3 protein-coding genes and 1 pseudogene are annotated in these 4,292 nt (G+C 46.5%); 3 read left to right on the top strand and 1 reads right to left on the bottom strand.

All coding sequences use genetic code 11. The annotated features are described in order from the left end of the window. Positions 1–96 precede the first annotated feature (96 nt). Positions 97–864: a SagB/ThcOx family dehydrogenase gene (locus WBV27_RS03490; protein WP_424199461.1), complete on the top strand. Its 768-nt coding sequence runs from the start codon at positions 97–99 to the stop codon at positions 862–864. Between the two features lie 214 nt (positions 865–1,078). Here WBV27_RS03490 and WBV27_RS03485 read toward each other — a convergent pair whose 3' ends face one another. Then, positions 1,079–2,080, bottom strand: a complete 1,002-nt coding sequence (locus WBV27_RS03485; protein ID WP_424199459.1) for an AraC family transcriptional regulator — start codon at positions 2,078–2,080, stop codon at positions 1,079–1,081. Positions 2,081–2,256: 176 nt separating this feature from the next. Here WBV27_RS03485 and WBV27_RS03480 point away from each other — a divergent pair, with 176 nt between their 5' ends. Continuing rightward, positions 2,257–3,639: a PTS transporter subunit EIIC gene (locus tag WBV27_RS03480; protein ID WP_424199457.1), complete on the top strand. Its 1,383-nt coding sequence runs from the start codon at positions 2,257–2,259 to the stop codon at positions 3,637–3,639. Between the two features lie 18 nt (positions 3,640–3,657). Then, positions 3,658–4,292, top strand: a pseudogene (locus WBV27_RS03475) (glycoside hydrolase family 2); the annotation flags it as partial.

Raw genomic sequence — 4,292 nt, 5'->3', positions numbered from 1 at the left:
CCCACATAACCTGAAAATACAGGGGAAACCCTTAGTCCGATATAGTGCGAACATTCACAATCCGTGGTAAAATAGTAAGAAAAATGGAGGTTTACCATGGCAAGATATGAAGAACAACGCAATTTTCTGAAGTCGGATTTCAAAACATTCAGCGCGATCGAAACGGATAAACAGAAGGGGATTCCGCAGCCGCCGAACGTCAAAGACTATGACGCCAATGCAGAAATCGTGGATCTGCCTGCCGTCGACGGCGGGGTTGTGAAGAAGGAAAACATCTACGAAATCATCAAGGAAAGAAGAAGCGTCCGCCATTATGCGAAAGATGCGCTCACGATTGACGAACTTTCCTACCTGTTGTGGAGCACACAGGCCATCACCGGCACAAACAGATCGGGCATCACCTTCCGCACGGTTCCCTGCAGCGGTGGAACGCATTCCTTCGAGACCTACCTGTTCATCCTCAATGTGGACGGTCTGAAGAAGGGCGTATACCGCTATTTGGCGGATTGCCACAAACTGCTGTACCTGAGCGAAGTCAACGACATTGATGAACAGGTCGATAAAATGACGCTCGACCAGCCGTTCGTGCCGAACTTCGCCAAACGCGCATCTGTCATCTTCTCTTGGAGCTGCATCCCGTACCGTTCGGAATGGAAGTACGACATCACCGCCCACAAAAAAATCCTGATCGACATCGGCGCGGTCATGGAAAACCTGTACCTGACGAGCGAATCGATCGATGCCGGCACCTGCGCGTTGGGCATCTACGATCAGGATATGGTCGACGAGCTGCTGCATTTGGATGGCGAGGATGAATTCACGATTTTCCTGGCGGCTGTCGGCAAGAAAGTGGAGAAAAAGTAGCATCGGAATTGAATGTATGAATAGAGATAGCCCGCCAAAAAGCTTTTGGCGGGCTATTTCAGTTCAAAACACAGTCAGAAAACCCGCCAAAACCACTTTGGCGGGGAAAAATGACAACGGACCACTCGAGATTCCCCGTCAAAGCCCTTTTGGCGGGGAAAAACGGCTCCCCGCCACCAACCAAGAATACAGGCTCCATATTCCCAGTCAATTCCTACTCGCTGATCTGATTCGCTTTCCGGTATTTCGACGGTGTCATCCCGAAGTGCTCCTGGAAAAGCTTGTAATAATGGTTGAGGTTGGTGAACCCGCAATCCAAGGCAACGTCCCGGACCGGTTTGGATGAATGGATCAACTGGATGCGGCTGTTTTCTATCCGCTTGTTCAGAATCAACTCCTTGAAGCTCATGCCAGTGGTCTTCCGGATCATATGGCTGAAGTAGGATGCGTTGTACCCAAAATGCGCGGCAGTTTCACCCAACGAACAAGTCTCATAATGCTCCTCGATGTAACCCAAAATATCCAAAGCCAATTTCGTCTGCTGCGTCTCCAATTCCGTGCCGTTGACTTCGACGGAAAAAGAGCGGATGAGCTCCAAGAAAATCAATTGGATGTAAAGATCCTGCATTTCCTTCGTGCCAATGCCCGGTTCATAGACTTCGCACAATAACTGCTGAAACAACAGCGAAATTTTCTCCGTATTCGTATAGCGGAATATCAAATACTGGTTATGCTTCTGAGAATCCGATATCGCCTGCAAAAGAAATTGAGAAAGGTAGCTTTCAGTTGCGGCAATCTGCGAAAGACACTTGGAAAAGAAATTCTGATTGATGATAAGGTTGATGATGATATCATCCTCCCCAGTCTTCGCAATGGAATGGGGGATTTCCGTATCGATGAGAACAATATCCCCCTTTTTCAGAAGCACATCTTTGTTGTTGATCGTCTGCCCGCATTGCCCGCTGTAGACAAAATTCAGTTCGATATACTCATGGATATGCTCCGGGACGTGGATGAAGCGCGAATGTTTGTTGACGAAATATTCCTGCTTTGCGGAAACCGACAGAAACGGTTTGGAGAAATGAAACACATAGCGGCCATCAACAAGCACCTTGTTGTCATCCTTAAACCATTCTGACAACACTGGTTCTTTCATATAACGTTCTTCGCTGGCGCTATGTTTGCGCAAATAGGAATCCAGTTCGATAAAGTTCACGTTTTCACCACCTAAAAATATGGTACGAAATGTACCGTTGTTTGATATTCTTATTATACATTGGAAACGCTATAATTCATATTGTTAAGACAACGGAATGAAGATGTGGTCAAGGTAGGCGCCTAAATATTTGATATCCGCAGCTATATTCCAAACCAATTAGGAGGAATGCAATTATGGTTAAAAAAAATTATGATCAGTTAGCAAAAGATGTCGTTGCGCATGTCGGCGGCAAAGAGAATATCCTTGAAGTAACAAATTGTATGACACGCTTAAGGTTTGTGTTGAAGGATGATGCTTCCGCAAATGAATCGGCTTTAAAGCAATTGAAGCAAGTAAAAGGCATCATGAACAGAGGCGGACAATATCAAGTCATCATAGGAACAGAAGTTTCGGATATCGCTCCGGTTGTTCGCGAATATATCGGCGCGGAAAATGTAACCGCCCCCGCGGGAAAATCCGAAGCAAAAGAAGGCAGTCTGTTCGACCGATTCTTTAAAGTGATCAGTGGCTGCATCACGCCGATGCTTGGTGTGATGGTCGGATCAGGGATGATCAAAGGCGTATTGGCAATATTGGTGACTTTTGGACTCATTACAAACACAAGCGGCACTTATTTGGCACTTTATGCAGCAGCAAATGCGGTGATGTATTTCATGCCAGTTTTGATAGGATTCAGCGCAGCGCGAGTTTTCAAAGCAAATCAATATACCGGTGCGGTAATTGGGGCCGCGATCATGTATCCTACGTTGTTGGAGGCAATAACATTAGGCGAACCACTGACATTTCTAAGAATACCGATGCAATTGATCAATTATTCCCAGTCCTTGTTGCCGGCGATTGCAGCCGTTTGGGCGGCATCACATGTTGAAAAATTTCTAAAAAATACTTTGCCCCAAATTCTGCAATTGATGTTCGTGCCTGCCTTAACGTTAGCTATCATTGTTCCGTTGACTCTGTTAGCAATAGGACCAGTCATGAATCTCGTTTCTACAGGACTTTCAACAGTTGTTTTAGGTATTTTCAACTTCAGCCCAATTATCGGAGGAATTCTGTTCGGTGCATTTTGGCAGTTAATGGTTGTATTGGGACTTCATGGCGCCTTTATTCCCGTGCTGATCAATAATCTAGTTACTTTAGGAAGTGACCCGATCAATGCGGTTTTGGGATTAACGGTTTGGGCATTAGCCGGAGTATCTCTTGGTTATGCGCTGAAAGTGAAAGACAAAGGCGAGAAATCATTAGGATTCGGGAATCTGGCTTCCTGTCTGTGCGGTGTGACGGAACCTACCATCTATTCAATCATCATCCCGAATTTCAAAATTTTCTCAGCAGCCTGGATTGGCGGCGGAGTGGCTGGAGGAATCCTAGCAGCTCTTGGTGGGAAGCTTTATTCATTTGGAGGGGATGGCTTGTTCCGAATTCCGGCTATGATCAATCCGGCAGGCTTGGATATCAGTTTTTACGGATTCATAGCTTGTGCTTTATTGGCCATGGCTGTTTCTGCAGTGATTGCCTACTTCCTTGTGCCAGCAGAAAAATCGATAAAAGAATATTAAAATGAGAGCAGTGAGTTTATGTTGAAAAATATTACAGGCCCAATCGGAAAATTACCGAATCATTTCTACCCGTTCTTTTGGCAGCACGGGGAAGACGAAGAAACACTAGTGACTTATGTGGAGAAAATCCATCAATCCGGCATGCGGGCGGTCTGCGTTGAATCGCGGCCACACCCGGATTTTGTCGGGGACAAATGGTGGGAAGATCTAGCTATCATCATCCGTGAATGCGAAAAACGCGACATGAAGATCTGGTTGCTTGATGATTCCCACTTCCCGACAGGATTCGCCAATGGACAGATCCGCGATGCTTTCCCGGCTTTGCGGAAACAATACTTGTCGATGCGCAGATTTGACGTGGTCGGTCCGATGAAGAAAGCCCGCATCGATGCCTCGATGCTGAAGGGTCGCCCTTGGAGCAAAGAACGCACAGACGTCATCGAGACTCTCGGCGTCTACATGGCAAAGCGTACTTCAAATTATACAGTCGAGGGAGATCCCATCGATCCGACATCCCTGGTGGATATCACGGAATGTTATCAAGACAACACGATCCAACTAGATTTAGAAAAAGGATCCTGGAGCATTTTCGTCGTCTTCTCTACGCACAGCGGCGGCGAGGAAGCAACGAAGGATTATCTCAACCCGTTGGT

This window comes from Trichococcus sp. (genome assembly GCF_049589555.1).
Lineage (GTDB): Bacteria > Bacillota > Bacilli > Lactobacillales > Aerococcaceae > Trichococcus.
Note: the sequence above shows the minus strand (reverse complement) of the source record. Positions and strands in the feature narration are given on the sequence as shown.

Excerpts from the sequence above, each read along its gene's own strand:
- WBV27_RS03490 (WP_424199461.1), top strand. The coding sequence starts at position 97 with ATGGCAAGATATGAAGAACAACGCAATTTTCTGAAGTCGGATTTCAAA.
- WBV27_RS03480 (WP_424199457.1), top strand. The coding sequence starts at position 2,257 with ATGGTTAAAAAAAATTATGATCAGTTAGCAAAAGATGTCGTTGCGCAT.